The organism is Mycobacterium sp. SMC-2 (assembly GCF_025263485.1).
Classification (GTDB): Bacteria; Actinomycetota; Actinomycetes; order Mycobacteriales; family Mycobacteriaceae; genus Mycobacterium.
This window is the reverse complement of sequence record NZ_CP079863.1, coordinates 2,367,384-2,384,179: the sequence shown is the minus strand read 5'-3', so window position 1 is coordinate 2,384,179 and position 16,796 is coordinate 2,367,384. Positions and strand designations below refer to the sequence as shown.

The window sequence follows — 16,796 nt, the reverse complement described above, 5'->3', positions numbered from 1 at the left end:
ATATCTCCTTGTGTGTTACTTGGCCGTGGCGATGCCGCGCGGACCGCGGGACAACGACACCACTCCCGATTGGACTATCTCGCGGATACCGAACGGTTCCAGCACCCGCAGCAGCGCCTCGATCTTGCCGCGGTCACCGGTCGCCTCGATCGTCAGCGCCTCCGGAGATACGTCAATCACCTTGGCGCGGAACAGGTTCACCGCCTCGATCACCTGGCTGCGACTACCGGCGTCGGCGTGCACCTTGATCAGCGCCAACTCCCGGGACATCGAGGTGGTCTCGTCCAGCTCGACGATCTTGATGACGTTGATCAGCTTGTTGAGTTGCTTGGTGATCTGCTCGAGCGGGGTCTCCTCGGCGCTGACCACAATGGTCATGCGCGACATGTCCTTTTGCTCGGTGGCACCCACGGCCAGCGACTCGATGTTGAAACCTCGTCGCGAGAACAGCGCGGCCACGCGCGCGAGCACACCGGGTTTGTCCTCCACCAACACCGATAGCGTATGAGTGTTCATCAGGCGTGCCCTTCGCTCTCGTCGTCGAACAGCGGGCGAATGCCACGGGCGGCCTGAATCTCGTCGTTGCTGGTGCCGGCCGCCACCATCGGCCACACCTGCGCGTCCGCGCCGACGATGAAATCGATCACCACCGGGCAATCGTTGATCGCGCGGGCCTGGTTGATCACGTCCTCGACGTCTTCGGAACGCTCGCAACGCAACCCGACACAACCCAGCGCCTCCGCCAGCTTCACGAAGTCGGGGATGCGATGCGAATGCGTGGCCAGGTCCGTCTGCGAATACCGCTCCTCGTAGAACAGCGTCTGCCACTGGCGCACCATGCCCAGGTTGCCGTTGTTGATCAGCGCCACCTTGATCGGCACGCCCTCGATCGCGCAGGTGGCCAACTCCTGGTTGGTCATCTGGAAGCAGCCGTCGCCGTCGATGGCCCACACCTCGGCCTCCGGGCGAGCCATCTTGGCCCCCATGGCCGCCGGGATGGCGAAACCCATGGTGCCCAGGCCGCCGGAATTGATCCAGGTGCGCGGGTTCTCGTAGGAGATGAACTGCGCGGCCCACATCTGGTGCTGCCCAACGCCGGCGACGTACACCGCGTCGGGGCCGGCGATCTGACCCAGCTTCTCGATGACGTATTCCGGGCCGAGGCTGCCGTCGCTCTGCGGGCCGTAGCTCAGCGGGTAGGTGGACTGAACGCTGTCCAGATACACCCACCACTCGGTCATGTCGACGTTGCCGGGAATGTCGTAGTGGCGCAGCATCGCGATCAGATCGGTGATGACCGCCTTGACGTCGCCGACGATCGGTACATCGGCGTGGCGGTTCTTGCCGATCTCGGCCGGGTCGATGTCGGCGTGAATGACCCTGGCCTCCGGCGCGAACGTTTCGAGTTTCCCCGTGACCCGGTCGTCGAAGCGGGTGCCCAGGGCGATCAACAGGTCGCTGCGCTGCAGCGCCGCCACCGCGGCGACCGTGCCGTGCATGCCGGGCATGCCCAGGTGCTGTCGATGGCTGTCGGGGAACGCGCCGCGCGCCATCAGCGTGGTGACCACCGGGATGCCGGTCAGCTCGGCCAGCTCCCGCAGCTGCTCGGTCGCCTCGCCGCGGATGACTCCACCGCCCACGTAAAGCACCGGTTTGCGGGCGGCCGCGATCAGCTTGGCGGCCTCGCGGATCTGCCGGTTGTGCGGCTTGATGTTCGGCTTGTACCCGGGCAGGTCCATGCGGGGCGGCCAGCTGAACGTGCACTGACCCTGCAGCACGTCTTTGGGGATGTCGACAAGCACCGCACCGGGGCGGCCCGAGGAAGCGATGTGGAAGGCCTCGGCGAGCACCTGGGGGATCTCGTCGCCCGAGCGGACCAGGAAGTTGTGCTTGGTGATCGGCATCGTGATGCCCGAGATGTCGGCTTCCTGGAAGGCATCGGTGCCGATCAGCGTGCGACCGACCTGGCCGGTGATGGCGACGACCGGGACCGAGTCCATTTGGGCGTCGGCCAGCGGCGTGACGAGGTTGGTTGCGCCGGGACCCGACGTGGCCATGCACACCCCGACCTTGCCGGTGGCGTGGGCGTAGCCGCTGGCGGCATGGCCGGCGCCCTGCTCGTGGCGAACCAGCACGTGGCGAAGCTTTTTCGAGTCGAACAGCGGGTCATAAACCGGCAACACGGCGCCGCCGGGAATTCCGAAGATGACCTCGACGTCGAGTTCCTCCAGCGACCGGATCACCGACTGGGCGCCGGTAAGTTTCTCGGGCCCAACACGTTTCGGCTTGCTCGGCGAAGATTTCGCGGTGGGCTTGGTCGCGTCGGAGGCGATGTCGGCGGCACGCTGAGGCTGTGTGGCGTGCTGCCTGGCGGGTGCGCTCACTGTCTTTGGTCCTTATTCACTCTGGGAATCTCGCTGGGGCAAGAAAAAACCCCCGACAGCTCATCTGCTGCACGAGGGTCGCGTTGGTCTGGATAGCTTCAAATGCCGAAGAGGCTAGTCAGGCACCAACGCGCCGACTAATTACTACGAGCATCCCGGGCTGTCCGGCGGTATCCATAACGTCCGACGGTAGCCTTCGCACAGCTCAGCAGTCAAATCCGCCGCCGCCGGCTCGCGCGGAGATCCGGTCGGACGTGCCGGGTGAAATGATGGCCGGGTGGCTACCGGTTCGTCTTCCCACACACCTGTCGTGATCAAGATTTCCCCGATCGCGCACCTGGCAGTCGGGTTCTTCACCCTCGGGTTGCTGATACCGGTGATGCTGTGGCCGCCGTCGGCACCGTTGCTGGTGATCCCCGTGGTGCTCTCGGCCCTGATCGTGCGGTTACGCACCGTCGCCGACGATCGCGGAGTGACCGTCCGCACGCTGCTGGGCAGCCAGACGGTGCAGTGGGATGACATCGACGGGCTGCGCTTCCACCGGGGTTCCTGGGCACGCGCACACCTCAAAAGCGGCGCGGAGTTGCGCTTGCCCGCGGTGACGTTCGCGACGCTGCCGCAGCTGACCGAGGCCAGCTCGGGGCGGGTGCCCAACCCCTATCAGTGAGTCCTCAGGCGATCGGGTTGACCCCGTTGAGCAGCACCCATACCGCGATGCCTGCGGCGATGCCGACCAGCAACGCGACGAACGACCCGATGAAGGGCCGATGCGCCCAGCCCCGCCGCGCATCGAGACCGTAGCGGCCGGGCCCGCACAGGATGACCGCGACGGCCAAGACGATCAGGGTGATCTGGTATTCGTGTCCGTCCGGCAGGAAGTACGTGAAGCTGTGCGGATGCGGGCGGGCCGTGATGGTGGCCAGCATGCCGTTGATCAGAAAGGCCAGCGCACCGGCCGCGGCCACCGGGGTGAACAACCCCAGGACCAGCAGCACACCTGCGACGAGCTCGCCGCCGGCGCTGACATAGGCGAGGATGTCGGCGTGCTGGTAGCCGACGTCGGACAGCGAGTTCTTGAACCCACCCACCCCTGAGCCGCCCCACCAGCCGAACAGCTTCTGCAACCCGTGGGCGGCCAGCACGACTCCGAGGCCGACCCGCAAGATCAGCAAACCCAGATGCTGGGTTCCGCGCCGACCGACGTCGTGCAGCCGGCCGTGGTGTTCGTCCCCGTCGATCTCGGTGGGCTCGGCGGCCGCGTGCCGGGACGGCTGCGGCTGGACGTAGGGCAGGGGCTCCTGCTGGTCAAGCATGTTGTAGCCCGCTGCGCTGGGTGCGCCCAGGGCGGCGTGGTCGCCCATGTAGGGGATGACCGTGGTGGTTCCGGTGGAGGGGTTGAAATCGCCGGGGTAACCGACGGGCGTCAAGTCGTCTTCGGGGTCAACCACGCGCGCCGTCGCCGGGCGTCCCGGGGTTGGCTCCGGGGATTCGCCGGGCCGCTGCCAATGTCCGTCATTAGGTTGACTGGTCACGCGTGTCAGGGTAAGGGCAATTGGCGCTGAATTGGGGATTTGAGCGGCGCTTTCGGCAGGCAATCGGTGGTTTGCGCGCCAAACAACCCCGGATTGGCCCGAAATTGCCTCGGTCGCGGCTCCGAAGGGTCGAAAACGGCGCATCTCGGACCCGGGAGGCGGCCGTTGGGCGGCGCGAAAGGCCTTCCGGTCGTGCCGGGCCGGGCGGATAGGCGCACGTGTGTGGCGGCGGCGGCCGCACTATCCGTAGCCTGTCGGTCATGCGACTACGGCGCTCGGTTCGGTGCGGGTTTGCCGCGCTCTGCGCGGTGGTGCTGGTCGCGAGCGGGTGCGCGCGGTTCAACGACGCCCAGTCGCAGCCGTTCACCACAAATCCGGAACTCAAGCCCCAACCCAGCTCGACGCCTCCCCCGCCGCCGCCGCTGCCGCCCACGCCGTTCCCCAAGGCCTGCCCGGCTCCGGGCGTGATGCAGGGCTGCCTGGAGAGCACCAGCGGGCTCATCATGGGGCCCGACAGCAAAACCGCCCTGGTCGCCGAGCGCACCACCGGCGCGGTCAAGAAGATCTCGGTCAGCGCCGAGCCGAAGGTGAAGATGGTCATCCCGGTCGACCCGTCCGGGGACGGCGGGCTGATGGACATCGTGCTGTCGCCGACCTACACCCAGGACCGGTTGATGTATGCCTACGTCAGCACGCCCACCGACAATCGGGTCATCCGGGTGGCCGACGGCGACATCCCGAAGGACATCCTGACCGGGATCCCCAAGGGCGCCACCGGAAACACCGGCGCGCTGATCTTCACCAGCCCCACCACGCTGGTCGTGATGACCGGCGACGCCGGCAACCCTGCGATTGCCGCCGACCCGAAATCGCTGGCCGGCAAGGTCCTGCGCATCGAGCAACCGACCACCATCGGCCAGGCGCCGCCGACGACCGCGCTGTCGGGCGTCGGCTCCGGCGGCGGCATGTGCATCGACCCCGTGGACGGCTCGCTGTATGTCGCCGACCGCACCCCCACCGCAGATCGCTTGCAGCGCATCACCAAGACGTCGGAGGTCTCCACGGTGTGGACGTGGCCGGACAAGCCTGGCGTGGCCGGCTGCGCGGCGATGGACGGGACCGTGCTGGTCAACCTGATCAACACCAAGCTGACGGTGGCCGTGCGGCTGGCGCCGTCGACGGGCGCGGTCACCGGCGAACCCGACGTCGTGCGCAAGGACACCCACGCCCACGCGTGGGCGCTGCGGATGTCGCCCGACGGGAACGTCTGGGGCGCAACCGTTAACAAGACGGCCGGCGATGCCGAGAAGCTCGACGACGTGGTGTTCCCGCTGTTCCCACAGGGCGGCGGCTTCCCGCGCAACAACGACGACAAGACCTAGGTCTTAGCGCGCCCGTCGCGTGTCCATCCTGCGACGCCGAGTCGGCGCGTCGCGTCGCCTGATTCACTCTCGATTCGGTCGGCGCTTACCCCTGACCGCAGGCGGCCAGGACGAGTTCGCGCACCCGGGCCGCATCGGCTTGCCCGCGGGTGGCTTTCATCACCGCTCCGACGATCGCACCGGCCGCGGCGACCTTGCCGCCGCGGATCTTTTCCGCGACATCGGGATTGGCGGCCAGCGCTTCGTCGACCGCGGCCTGCGTCACCGAATCGTCGCGCACCAGCTCGAGGCCGCGGGACGTCATCACCTGCTCGGGGTCGCCCTCGCCGGCCAGCACTCCCTCCACGACCTGGCGGGCCAGCTTGTTGGACAGCTTGCCCTGGTCGACGAGTGCGATCACCGCGGCTACCTGGGCCGGGGTGATGGCCAACTCGTCCAAACCGATGTTCGCCTCGTTGGCCTTCTGCACCAAGAAGTTTCCCCACCATGCGCGCGCCTGATCGCTGGCGGCGCCGTGCTTGACGGTCTCGATGACCAGTTCCACGGCGCCGGCGTTGACCAGGTCGCGCATCACTTCGTCCGAGATACCCCACTCCTGCTGAATCCTCTTGCGGCTCAGCCACGGTAGCTCCGGGATCGTTTGACGCAACTGCTCGACCAACTCGCGGCTGGGCGCGACGGGTTCCAGGTCGGGCTCGGGGAAATAGCGGTAGTCCTCGGCGGTCTCCTTGGTGCGGCCCGGGCTGGTGTACCCGGCCTCGTGGAAGTGCCTGGTCTCCTGGATGATCTGACCGCCGGACGCGAGGATGGCGGCCTGCCGCTGCATCTCGTAACGCACCGCGACCTCAACGCTTTTCAGCGAGTTGACGTTCTTGGTCTCGGTGCGGGTGCCGAACTCGGTCGTGCCCTTCGGCATCAGCGACACGTTGGAATCACAACGCATCGAGCCCTGGTCCATCCTGACATCCGATACATCCAAGGCGCGCAACAGGTCTCGCAATGCCGTGACATAGGCGCGGGCGATCTGCGGCGCCCGGGCACCGGCGCCCACGATGGGCTTGGTCACGATTTCGATCAGCGGCACTCCGGCACGGTTGTAATCGAGCAGCGATGTCGTCGCGCCGTGGATGCGGCCCGTTTCGCTGCCCAGGTGGGTTAGCTTGCCGGTGTCTTCCTCCATGTGCGCGCGCTCGATGTCGACCCGCCAGGTGGTGCCGTCTTCCAACGGGGCGTCGAGGTACCCGTTGATGGCGATCGGCTCGTCGTATTGGGAGATCTGGTAGTTCTTCGGCATGTCCGGGTAGAAGTAGTTCTTCCGGGCGAAGCGGCACCAGGGCACGATCTCGCAGTTCAGCGCCAACCCGATGCGGATGGCGGACTCCACTGCCTTTTGGTTGAGCACCGGCAGCGACCCGGGCAGCCCGAGGCACACCGGGCATACCTGGGTGTTGGGTTCGGCGCCGAAGGCCGTGGAGCAGCCGCAGAACATCTTCGTGACGGTCGACAGCTCGACGTGGACCTCGAGGCCGAGTACCGGGTCGAAACGCGCGATGACGTCGTCGTAATCCATGAGATCGGCGCTGGTAGCAACACTCATGCCGTCGATCGTAGTGGTGACCGCGAGCGCGGCGGAGCCGGGCGAAGCGGGTCAGGGCCATCAGCCCCAGTGGTGACCGCGAGCGCGGCGGAACCGGGCGAAGCGGGTCAGGGCCATCAGCCCCAGTGGTGACCGCGAGCGCGGCGGAGCCGGGCGAAGCGGGTCAGGGCCAGTGCGGCGAGCGCGGCACCGGGAACCGGTTGCGCTCCTCTCCCCTGCCCGGGAACATGTCGGCGAGCACAGCCGCCATCTCCAGGTAACTGCGCCGGCTTTCATTGCTCAGTCGATCTAACTCGATCTGCCTGCCCTCGTGTATGTGCCGGTCGAACGGCAGCACCACCGTCGCTGCGATGCGCGTGGACAATTGTTCGAGTTCCTTGGCGGCCAGCAGCTCAACCTTGGCAGGCTCCACGTGGTTGATCGCCAGTATCGTCGAACGCACCAACGGGTGATATCCGTTGTTAGTCAACCAATTCAGCGTGGTGGCGGTCTTTCGTATCGCATCGATGGAGGTGCTGGTCACCACCACCAGTGCCCGCGCCTCGGGCAGGACCGCGTCCATCACACCCGAATTGAGCGCCTTGGCGCAGTCCACCAACACCACCGAATAGTGGTTCCGCAAGAGCGAAAACGCTTTGACCACGTCGTGACGCTCGAGCCGCCAGTCGGTGTGCGCGTAGTCGGGCAAACCGAGCACTTCCAGGCCGAAATTGTTCATGTAGGTGTGCGCCCGGACGTCGGCGTAGCTCGTGATCGCCTTGTCGGCGAGCAGGTCGGCCATGCCGAGCGAGTTGGGACGGCCATGCCGCTCCGGCAGGTCCCCGGCGTCAATGTCGACGGCGATGACCCGGTCGTGGCGCACGTCGGCGAACGTCGACCCCAGCGCCTCCACCACCGCGGTCTTGCCGACGCCGCCTTTGAGGTTGAGGACGGCGATGGGAAACGCCCCGCCGACGACCGCGCGGATGCGCTTTCGCAGCTCTTCTTTGTACTGCGCGTCTTTGCCGGGGCCCAGATCAACCCCCGTCACCCGATGAACCAGTTCTCGCCAGCCGAACCTGGACGACCCCTCGCGCTCGCGCTGATCGAGCCCGTCCAGTGCAGTCCCGCCCGGCAGCGGCGCCGGCCGCGGCGGCGAAGGGACTCGCGAGGCCGGGGCGGGCGGGGGTGGTGTGCGCTGCGGCCGGGGGATGGCTGGTTCCGAGCGATGGGGCTGCGGCACGGTGGCGGGTGCCCTGCCGGTATCAGGAGGCCCGCCCGGTGGATGCGGCGGCCTAACCGGCGGGCCCGGTGGCCACGCCGACGCCGCGGGGTGCTGAACTCCGCGAATCGAACCGCGGTTGCTCACAATCCCGGTATAACCGCTTGCAGCCGGTGCGGAAACCACGAATTCGTGGCCTTGGCCCGGTCGGGGCCCCGTCTGCCGAAGCCGCCGGATCAGCCGAAGAAGGCCGCGGCGTCGTCGTAGCGACTTTCCGGCACCAGCTTGAGTCGGCGCACGGCGTCGGCCAGCGCCACCCGGCCGATGTCCTGCCCCCGCAGCGACACCATCTGGCCGTACTCCCCGGCATGGGCCGCATCGGCGGCGTTGACGCCGAAGCGGGTGGCCAGCACCCGGTCGTAGGCCGTCGGGGTACCACCGCGCTGGACGTGACCCAGCACGGTCACCCGGACGTCCTTGTTGATCCGCTTTTCCACCTCGGCACCCAGCTGGGCCGCCACACCGGTGAATTTCTCATGACCGAACTCGTCAATCCCACCCTCGCGCAACGAGATCGAGCCGGGGATGGGCTTGGCCCCCTCGGCGACCACGCAGATGAAGTGCGAATCCCCGCGCTGGAAGCGGCGTTTGACCAGCCGGCAAACCTCCTCCACGTCGAAGGGCTGCTCGGGAATCAGCGTCATGTGCGCGCCGGAAGCCATGCCGGCGTTCAGCGCGATCCACCCCGCATGCCTGCCCATCACCTCCACCAGCATCACCCGCTGGTGGGATTCGGCGGTGCTGTGCAGGCGGTCGATGGCTTCCGTGGCCACCGTCAGCGCGGTGTCGTGGCCGAAAGTGACGTCGGTGCAATCGATGTCATTGTCGATGGTCTTCGGCACGCCGACGACGGGAACGTTTTCCTCCGACAGCCAGTGCGCGGCGGTCAGGGTGCCTTCGCCGCCGATCGGGATGAGCACGTCGATGCCGTTGTCGTCCAGGGTCTGCTTGATCTGGTCCAGCCCGGCGCGCAGCTTGTCCGGGTGCACCCGCGCGGTCCCCAGCATCGTGCCGCCCTTGGCCAACAGCCGGTCATTGCGGTCGTCGTTATGCAGTTGTATGCGCCGGTTTTCCAGCAACCCGCGCCACCCGTCCTGGAAGCCGACCACCGACGAGCCGTACCGGGCGTCGCAGGTGCGCACCACCGCCCGAATGACGGCGTTCAGCCCCGGGCAGTCGCCGCCTCCGGTGAGAACTCCGATCCGCATGCCTTCATCTTGCCTGGGGCGGCGGCCCGATGGCGCGGGCAGCTCAAAATCGCTCGGGAAGTGGCGTTACAGGGTGGGTGGCGACGGTAGCGGGCCGCGGGCCGCCTCGTAGGCGGCGCCCACCCGGTAGAGGCGGTCGTCGGCCAGTGCCGGCGCCATGATCTGCAGCCCGACCGGCAGGCCGTCATCCGGTGACAGCCCCGACGGCACCGACATGCCGCAGTGGCCGGCCAGGTTCAGCGGCAGCGTGCACAGGTCGAACAGGTACATGGCCAGCGGATCGTCCACCTTCTCCCCCAGCGGGAAGGCGGTGGTCGGAGTGGCGGGTGACACGACCACGTCGACGGACTGGTACGCCCCGTCGAGGTCGCGGGCGATCAGCGTGCGCACCTTCTGCGCCTGGTTGTAATAGGCGTCGTAATAACCGGCCGACAGCGCGTAGGTGCCGATCATTATGCGCCGCTTGACTTCCGGGCCGAAACCGGCGGCCCGGGTCAGCGCCATCACTTCCTCGGCGCTGTGCGTGCCGTCGTCACCGACGCGCAGCCCGTAACGCATCGCGTCGAAGCGGGCCAGGTTGCTCGACACCTCCGACGGCAGGATCAGGTAGTAGGCGGCCAGCGCGTACTCGAAGTGCGGGCAGTCGACTTCGCTCACCTCGGCGCCCAGCTCGGTCAGCCGGGCGACCGCGGCCTCGAACGAGGCCAGCACTCCGGGCTGGTAGCCGTCACCGCGCAGCTGCTTCACGACTCCGACGCGCACGCCCTTGAGGTCCCCGGCCGCGCCGGCTTTGGCGGCGGCGACGACATCGGGCACCGCCGCCTCGACGGACGTGGAGTCGCGGTGGTCGTGCCCGGCGATCACCTGGTGCAGCAACGCGGTGTCCAGCACCGTACGCGCGCACGGGCCGCCCTGATCCAAGGACGACGCGCACGCCACCAGCCCGTAGCGGGACACGGTGCCGTAGGTGGGCTTGACGCCGACCGTCGCGGTCAGCGCCGCCGGCTGGCGGATAGAGCCGCCGGTGTCGGATCCGATGGCAAGGGGTGCCTGGAACGCGGCCAGCGCCGCCGCGCTGCCTCCCCCGGAGCCGCCGGGCACCCGGTCGAGGTCCCACGGGTTGCGGGTGGGGCCGTAGGCGGAGTTCTCCGTCGACGATCCCATCGCGAATTCGTCCATGTTGGTCTTGCCGAGAATCGGGATGCCCGCGGCGCGCAACCGCGTGGTGACGGTTGCGTCGTAGGGAGAACGCCAGCCCTCGAGAATCTTGGAGGCGCAGGTGGTGGGCATGTCGACGGTGGTGAAGACGTCCTTGAGCGCCAGCGGCACCCCGGCCAGCGCCGAGGGCAGCCGCTCGCCGGCGGCCACCGCCTCGTCGACCACGGCCGCCGCGCCCAGCGCTTCGTCGGCGGCGACGTGCAGGAAAGCGTGGTATCGGTCGTCGGTGGCCGCGATCTGGTCCAGGCAGGCCTGGGTGACCTCGACCGACGACAGCTCCTTGGCGGCGATCCGGGCGGCCAGGGTCGCGGCGTCGGACCGGATGATCTCGTTCACTCGCTGTCCCCGAGGATCTGCGGCACCGCGAAGCGGCCGTCGACCGCCTCGGGCGCCTCGGCCAGCGCTTCCTGCTGGGTCAGGCAGCGGATCGGCGCGTCAGGGCGGGTGACGTTCACGTCCTTGAGCGGGTTGCCGGTCGCTTCGACGCCGGTGACGTCGACCGCCTGCACCTGGCTGACGTGGGTCAGGATGGCATCGAGCTGGCCGGCGAAGCTGTCGAGCTCGCTGTCGGTCAGTGCCAGCCGGGACAGCCGGGCCAGGTGCGCCACCTCGTCGCGGGAGATCTGAGACACGACAGGAAAGCCTAGCCGCGAGCGCGCCGACGGGTTCAGGGCCGCCCGCTATCCACGGAAATGCAGTCGACGCATCGCTGTGCAACAGTGTTGGCCGTGCCGTCGTATCTGTTGCGCATCGAGCTGGTCGACCGCCCGGGCAGCCTGGGCTCGCTGGCCGTGGCGCTCGGCTCGGTGGGCGCCGACATCTTGTCGCTCGACGTCGTCGAGCGCAGCTCGGGGTATGCGATCGACGACCTGGTGATCGAATTGCCGCCGGGAGCGCTGCCGGACACGCTGATCACCGCCGCGGAGGCGCTTTCCGGTGTCCGGGTGGACAGCGTGCGTCCGCACACCGGGCTACTGGAAGCGCATCGCGAGCTGGAGCTGCTCGATCACGTCGCCGCGGCCGGCGACAAGGCGTCGCGGCTGCAGGTCCTGGCCAACGAGGCACCCCGGGTGCTGCGCGTCAGCTGGTGCACCGTGCTGCGCAGTGCGGGCGACGAGCTGCACCGGCTGGCCTCCAGCCGGGGGGCGCCGGAGACGCGGGCGGATTCGGCCCCGTGGCTGCCCATCGAGCGGGCCGCGACGCTGGACAGCACCGGCGAGTGGGTGCCGCAGGCGTGGCGCGACATGGACACCACGATGGTCGCCGCCCCCTTGGGCGATCCGCACACCGCGGTGGTGCTGGGCCGCCCGGGCCCGGAATTCCGCCCGTCGGAGGTGGCTCGCCTGGGCTACCTGGCCGACATCGTCGCCACCATGCTGCGCTGACGCCGGCTACGCGGGCACCCGGTCCAGCAGGCTGTTGTAGATGGCGATGATCTTCTCGGTTTGCACGGATTGCCGACCGCTGTCCCGATGTCGGGTGGCGACCCGGGACATTCTCCGCAATCTGTCGCGATCCGAGACGAGCGCACGAATCGCGGCCGCCAGTGCGGACGGGGACGGGTCGGCGGCCAGGATGCCTCCGCCTTCCGGAACCGTTTCGCTCAGCGCGGGGTCACAGTAGATGACGGGCGACGACATGGCCACCGCTTCCAGCAGCACGAGGCCCTGGGTGTCGAAATCGTAGGACGTGAACAGCAGCGCATCGTTGGATCCCATCGCGACCAGGCAGGCCTCACGGTCGACCCGACCGTGCAGGCGAATCCGCCCCGAGAGTCCGGCAGAGTTGATGAGCTTTTTCATCGACGCCTCGAGGTGGCCCTGGCCGTAGATGTCGAGTGTGCAGTCATCGACCTCAGCGACGGCCTCGATCGCTTCCAGGGCCCGCTTCTCCGACGAGAGGCGCCCACACCAGACGAGGCGGAGCGGTTCGTCGTCAGACGAGCCGGAAACCACGGCCGCCCTGGCCCGGTCGACGACGTCGTCGTCAACACCGTTGGAGATCGCCGATATTGGACTCGTCACGCCGCGTCTGGCCAGCGACCGCGCAAAATGCCGCGTCGGTGTGATCTGGTGGTCCACGGCTTGCCCGTGCGCCACCATGAACTGCCACGCCAGTCGGGCGGCCGCACTCTCTTTTTCGGGGATGAGTTGGAAGTCCTGTGCGAGATAACGCTTCTGCACCTGGCTGACCAATAGCGCCAGGAACAACGGGGCCGGGGTGGCTTGCTCAAAATAGGTGTCGTAGCGGGTGTGTTTGGTTTGGACAACCGGAATACCGTGCCGCCGAGCGGCTTCCACGCCCGCTATCGCCACACCCAGGTCACCCTGGGTGTGCACGATATCGACGGGCCCGCGGGTAGCGAATGCCTCGTCGATGATCGCGCGATTCGACCTGGACGGCCAGACGAGAACAAAGTCTTCATGCCTGCCCAATTTGCGCATGAGCGGGTCGACGACGGGTACCGGCCTCAACTCGACGACGCAGGGGTCGGGGTCGACCGAACCGGGCATCGGTGCCGTGAAGACGGTGACCCGGTGCCCGCTCTGCTCGAGCGCACGACGTTGGGTGGCCACCGACACCTGCGTCCCCCCGAGGCCGTCGGGGTGAAGATCGGTGAAGAGTGCGACATGCATGGGGAAACCTCGCGAACAGTTGGGTCGGGTGACGGTTGCCCACCGGATCTGGTCGGCAACGTACGATCGCCCCGCCCGCTCTGCCGCGGGAGAGACCAAGCGGCCGTCGGAGGCATCCTACTGACAACCCCGTTGACACCCGCACGGGGTGGGCATGAGGCGGGCTCGCGGGGGTGCTAACGCGACCCCGACAGCACCGCCTGGTCGTCGTCGTCCCACAACAGCAGCTGCCGAACCGCCGGACGCGGACCGTAGGGCCGCAGCATCGTGCTGGCCGGGCGTGGGCGCACCCGTTGGGGCCACCAGAACCATCGTCCGAGAAGTGTTGCGACGGAAGGCGTCATGAACGACCGCACGATCAGCGTGTCGAACAACAAGCCGAGGCCGATGGTGGTGCCGATCTGGCCAAGCACCTGAAACCCGCTGAACACGAACGCGCACATGGTGACGGCGAAAACCAGGCCGGCCGACGTGACCACGGACCCGGAGCCGGCCATCGCGCGGATGATGCCGGTCTTCAGGCCGGCGTGGATTTCTTCCTTGAATCGTGAGATCAACAGCAGGTTGTAGTCGGATCCGACTGCCAGCAGCAGGATTACGGCCAGTGCGAGCACGACCCAGTACAGCTGAATGCCGAAGATGTACTGCCAGACCAGAACCGAGAGTCCGAAGGAGGCGCCCAGCGAGAGTGCGACGGTGCCGACGATGACGAGTGCGGCGATCAGGCTGCGCGTGATGATCATCATGATCAGCAGGATCAGGCTCAGCGCGGCGAAGGCCACGATCAACAGGTCGTACTTGGCGCCCTCTTGAATGTCCTTGTACGTCGCGGCGGTTCCGCCCACATAGATGTGGGCGCCGGCCATGGGCGTGCCCTTCAACGCCTCGTGCGCGGCCCTGGTGATCGGGTCGATGTGCGCTATGTCCTCGGGCGTCGCGGGATCGCCCTCATGCGTGACGATCATCCGTGCCGCCTTGCCGTCGGGCGAGAGGAACAGTTTGAGCCCACGCTTGAAGTCGGGGTTGTTGAACACCTCGGGAGGCAGGTAGAAGGTGTCATCGTTCTTGGCCGCGTCGAACGCTCGACCCAAGGCGGTGGCGTTGTCGATCGCGGCCGCCGTCTGGGCATAAATGCCGGATAGGGTCGCGTAATTGGCCAATGTCAGATCGTGATTGGTCTGCTGGCTGGCGATCTGCGGTGGTATCAGCGCGACCAGCTCGGGCTGCAGGGCGTCGAGCTTGTCCAACGTCGCCGTGAGATCTTGGAACTTCTCGGTGAGCTGGTCGATACCGTCGAGGGCGTCGAACAGCGACCTGAACGCGTAGCAGGCGGGGATGTCGTAACAGTGCCTCTCCCAATAGAAATAGCTGCGGACGGGCCGGAAGAAGTCGTCGAAGTTCGCGATCTTGTCACGCAGGTCTCCAATGGTGGCGATCGTGTCGTGGAAGTTTTGGGCCTCACTGTGGGTGGTGTCCGCAAGCTGCTGCTGCAGAACGTACTGCTGCTTGAGGATGTCGATCGTCTTCGCGATTTCACCGGCCTGCTTCAGCAGGTCGTCCGCGCGATCGCGTTGGTACGTCAGGTTTTGCTGCTGGGCAGCGCTCTGGTTGCTGACCACGAATGCCAGCGAGCTGTGGTCGAGCGGCGTGCCCAACGGCCTGGTGATGGTTTGCACCTGGGCGATGCCGGGCACGTGGAACACCGCCTTGGCCACCCGGTCCAGGATCAGCATGTCAGCCGGGTTGCGCATGTCGTGATCCGTTTCGACCATGAGCAATTCGGGCTCCAGCCGGGCGCGGGAGAAATGCCGCTCGGCCGCGGTGTACCCGACATTGGCCGGCGCGCTGACGGGCATGTACGGCCGGGAGTCGTAACTCGTCTTGTAGCCCGGCAGCGCGAGCAGGCCCACCAGGGCCAGCGCGCAAGCGGTGGCCAGAACGGGTGCGGGCCAGCGGACGATGGCGGTGCCGATCCGCCGCCACCCGCGAGTTCGCATCGCGCGCTTGGGGTCGAAGATGCCCACCTTGGCACCCAGGGTCAGGATGGCCGGGCCCAGCGTGAGCGCGGCGAAGAGCGCGACGACGATGCCCAGTGCGGCGGGGACGCCCAAACTCTGGAAATAGGGCAGCCGGGTGAAGCTGAGGCAGGCCACCGCGCCGGCAACGGTGAGCCCCGAGCCCAAGACGATGTGCGTCGTGCCGTGATACATGGTGTAGAAAGCTTTTTCGCGGCTCTCACCGGTCCCGCGCGCTTCCTGATAGCGGCCCACGAAGAAGATCGCGTAGTCCGTCCCGGCGGCGATCACCAACAGCGTCAGCAGATTGGTGGCATAGGTCGACAGCCCGATCACCCCGGCGTTGCCGAGAACGGCGACGAGCCCGCGAGCGGCCGACATTTCGATGAGGACCGTGGCGAGCACGAGCAGCGTGGTGAGCACCGAGCGGTAGACGAAGAACAGCATCAGCGCGATCACGCCCACGGTGATCCCGGTGACCTTGGCGGTTCCCTTGCTACCGACGTCGAATTGATCGGAGATCAGCGGCGCCGCACCGGTGACGTACGCTTTGACGCCGGGCGGGGGCGGAGTGTGTTCGACGATGTCACGAACCGCACCGACGGATTCGTTTGCCAGCGCCGAGCCCTGGTTCCCCGTCAGAAACACCTGGACATAGGCCGCCTTGCCGTCGGAGCTCTGCGATCCCGCCGCCGTCAGGGTGTCGCCCCAGAAGTCCTGAACGTGTTCGACGTGCTTGCGGTCCTGCTCGAGCTTGCGGACCATCGCGTCGTAGAACTTGTGCGCGTCCGCGCCGAGCGGCTTGTCGCCTTCTAGGACCACCATGGCCGAACTGTCGGTGTCGAATTCCTTGAACACCTGGCCGATGCGCTTGATTGCCTTGAGCGAGGGTGCATCTGGCGAGCTCAGCGCCACGTTGTGCACTTTTCCGACGTCTTCCAGTTGCGGCACCGCGATGTTGGTGATCGCGGCCAGCGCCACCCAGAAGAGCAGGATCGGCAATGCAAGCCGGCGAATGGTGCGCGGCGCGAAGCTCCCCGACTGCTGATGGTCGCTCATCCCGATTTGTCCAGACAGAAGGTGTAGGCATGGGCTTTGTCAACGGTGCGTTCGTCCTTCACTTCGCCGTTGACGGTGATGCGGCAGCCGAGGGTGTCCCCGTTGCCCTGTGCGACGACGTTACCGATGACCGCGGGTTCCGTCGTGGTGATCGTGAACGACCACGGCAGCGGGGCGTCCTTGACTTGCTGCGGCTGGGCGTTGACATCAAGGTAGTTGATGGTCGCGCTCGCGCCGGGCTCGCCGAAGACTTCGAGCACCACCTGTTTGGGGTTGAACGGCACGATCTCGTTGGACAGGCCGCTGTTGGCCGCCGTGTTGTTGTGCGAGCCGAAGATTCCGTGCAGGCGATAGATGGCGAACCCCGCGAGCGCGACGACCAACACCGCGACCAGCACCATCCACCCCCGTTTGACCAGGGATGCCACCGAAATCCCCTTCACCCGTTCACCTTTCGATCATCGGGCGACACGCTCACCCCCGAGCCGAGGGCGGCTGCCGGCG

The 16,796-nt window shown here is 67.2% G+C and carries 14 protein-coding genes; 3 read left to right on the top strand and 11 right to left on the bottom strand.

Features of this window, described 5'->3' with window-relative positions; genetic code table 11:
- Positions 1–15: 15 nt before the first annotated feature.
- Both ilvN and KXD96_RS11380 read right to left on the bottom strand, forming a co-directional pair.
- Positions 16–516, bottom strand: a complete 501-nt coding sequence (ilvN, locus tag KXD96_RS11385) for an acetolactate synthase small subunit (protein WP_260744649.1) — start codon at positions 514–516, stop codon at positions 16–18.
- Entirely contained in the window at positions 516–2,384 is a 1,869-nt protein-coding gene (locus KXD96_RS11380) for an acetolactate synthase large subunit (RefSeq protein WP_396878451.1), read from the bottom strand. The genes ilvN and KXD96_RS11380 overlap by 1 nt, the downstream gene beginning before the upstream one ends.
- A gap of 310 nt (positions 2,385–2,694) precedes the next feature.
- Between KXD96_RS11380 and KXD96_RS11375 the strand changes: the two genes are divergently transcribed.
- Positions 2,695–3,051: a PH domain-containing protein gene (locus KXD96_RS11375; RefSeq protein WP_260744648.1), complete on the top strand. Its 357-nt coding sequence runs from the start codon at positions 2,695–2,697 to the stop codon at positions 3,049–3,051.
- Between the two features lie 4 nt (positions 3,052–3,055).
- On the opposite strand, the gene KXD96_RS11370 is transcribed toward KXD96_RS11375, so the two are convergent.
- Entirely contained in the window at positions 3,056–3,916 is an 861-nt protein-coding gene (locus tag KXD96_RS11370; RefSeq protein ID WP_260744647.1) for a DoxX family protein, read from the bottom strand.
- Positions 3,917–4,176: 260 nt separating this feature from the next.
- Between KXD96_RS11370 and KXD96_RS11365 the strand changes: the two genes are divergently transcribed.
- On the top strand, positions 4,177–5,298 hold the full coding sequence (locus tag KXD96_RS11365) for a sorbosone dehydrogenase family protein (RefSeq protein WP_260744646.1): 1,122 nt from the start codon (positions 4,177–4,179) through the stop codon (positions 5,296–5,298).
- A gap of 85 nt (positions 5,299–5,383) precedes the next feature.
- Here KXD96_RS11365 and gatB read toward each other — a convergent pair whose 3' ends face one another.
- From gatB to gatC, 5 genes are all read right to left on the bottom strand, one after another.
- Positions 5,384–6,895 (bottom strand): Asp-tRNA(Asn)/Glu-tRNA(Gln) amidotransferase subunit GatB, encoded by a 1,512-nt coding sequence (gatB, locus tag KXD96_RS11360; protein WP_260744645.1) that lies wholly within the window; start codon positions 6,893–6,895, stop codon positions 5,384–5,386.
- A gap of 163 nt (positions 6,896–7,058) precedes the next feature.
- Complete coding sequence (locus KXD96_RS11355; protein ID WP_260744644.1) at positions 7,059–7,925, bottom strand: MinD/ParA family protein; 867 nt, start codon at positions 7,923–7,925, stop codon at positions 7,059–7,061.
- Positions 7,926–8,332: 407 nt separating this feature from the next.
- The gene (locus KXD96_RS11350) at positions 8,333–9,364 is read right to left on the bottom strand and encodes an ATP-dependent 6-phosphofructokinase (RefSeq protein WP_260744643.1); all 1,032 of its coding nucleotides are present in this window, start codon (positions 9,362–9,364) and stop codon (positions 8,333–8,335) included.
- A gap of 66 nt (positions 9,365–9,430) precedes the next feature.
- Positions 9,431–10,918 carry an Asp-tRNA(Asn)/Glu-tRNA(Gln) amidotransferase subunit GatA gene (gene gatA / locus KXD96_RS11345; RefSeq protein WP_260744642.1) on the bottom strand — a complete coding sequence of 496 codons (1,488 nt, stop codon included), beginning with the start codon at positions 10,916–10,918 and terminating at the stop codon, positions 9,431–9,433.
- On the bottom strand, positions 10,915–11,214 hold the full coding sequence (gene gatC / locus KXD96_RS11340) for an Asp-tRNA(Asn)/Glu-tRNA(Gln) amidotransferase subunit GatC (RefSeq protein ID WP_260744641.1): 300 nt from the start codon (positions 11,212–11,214) through the stop codon (positions 10,915–10,917). Before gatC ends, gatA begins: the two co-directional genes overlap by 4 nt.
- A 96-nt stretch (positions 11,215–11,310) precedes the next feature.
- Between gatC and KXD96_RS11335 the strand changes: the two genes are divergently transcribed.
- Positions 11,311–11,967 carry an amino acid-binding protein gene (locus tag KXD96_RS11335; RefSeq protein WP_260744640.1) on the top strand — a complete coding sequence of 219 codons (657 nt, stop codon included), beginning with the start codon at positions 11,311–11,313 and terminating at the stop codon, positions 11,965–11,967.
- Between the two features lie 6 nt (positions 11,968–11,973).
- On the opposite strand, the gene KXD96_RS11330 is transcribed toward KXD96_RS11335, so the two are convergent.
- The 3 genes from KXD96_RS11330 to KXD96_RS11320 all read right to left on the bottom strand — a co-directional run bounded on the left by KXD96_RS11330 (position 11,974) and on the right by KXD96_RS11320 (position 16,735).
- Positions 11,974–13,218 (bottom strand): glycosyltransferase, encoded by a 1,245-nt coding sequence (locus KXD96_RS11330; protein ID WP_260744639.1) that lies wholly within the window; start codon positions 13,216–13,218, stop codon positions 11,974–11,976.
- A gap of 176 nt (positions 13,219–13,394) precedes the next feature.
- A complete protein-coding gene (locus tag KXD96_RS11325; protein ID WP_260744638.1) occupies positions 13,395–16,292 on the bottom strand; it encodes an RND family transporter in 2,898 nt (965 codons plus the stop codon).
- On the bottom strand, positions 16,289–16,735 hold the full coding sequence (locus KXD96_RS11320; protein WP_260744637.1) for an MmpS family protein: 447 nt from the start codon (positions 16,733–16,735) through the stop codon (positions 16,289–16,291). The genes KXD96_RS11325 and KXD96_RS11320 overlap by 4 nt, the downstream gene beginning before the upstream one ends.
- Between the last annotated feature and the right edge of the window lie 61 nt (positions 16,736–16,796).